General features: G+C 61.5%; 1 protein-coding gene. It reads left to right on the top strand.

From position 1 onward, the window contains the following. Positions 1 to 69: 69 nt before the first annotated feature. A partial coding sequence (locus NKH67_RS34090; protein WP_353033124.1) for a helix-turn-helix domain-containing protein occupies positions 70 to 546 on the top strand: 477 nt, incomplete at its 3' end.

Here is a 546-nt window from a genome sequence, read left to right on the forward strand (position 1 = left end):
CCTGAGACATAGGTGACGTTTTGTACCGGACACATGGGTAACACTTTTGGCTTTTGGCCGGAGGTGTTGATGCCGTGGAGAGAGTGTTCGGTGATGGAGGAACGTCTACGTTTCGTTGCCCGCCTTCTCGAGGGAGAAGGCATGAGCGATGTGTGCCGGGATTTCGGGATTTCGCGCAAGACTGGCTACAAGATCTTCAACCGCTATAGGGAGGAAGGGCTGGAGGCGCTTTGCGACCGCTCGCGGCGGCCGGTGAGGTACGCCAACCAGTTGCCCGAGCAGATCGAGCGGCTGATCGTCGAGACCAAGCGCGAGAAGCCGCATTGGGGCGCTCGCAAGATCAGGGAGTTGCTGGTCAGGAAGCTCGCCGGTGATGTGCGTATCCCGGCCAAAAGCACCGTGCATGCCGTGCTCGACCGTCACGGCCTTGTGAGCCAGGCCCGCAAGAGGAACCGGGCGAGCAAGGCCGTGGGCACGCCATTGTCGCAAGCCGCCGCCCCTAACGATCTGTGGTGCACCGACTTCAAGGGGGAGTTCAGGCTCGGC

Origin of the sequence: Mesorhizobium sp. M0968 (genome assembly GCF_040319065.1) — a bacterium.
In the GTDB taxonomy this organism is placed as follows: domain Bacteria; phylum Pseudomonadota; class Alphaproteobacteria; order Rhizobiales; family Rhizobiaceae; genus Mesorhizobium.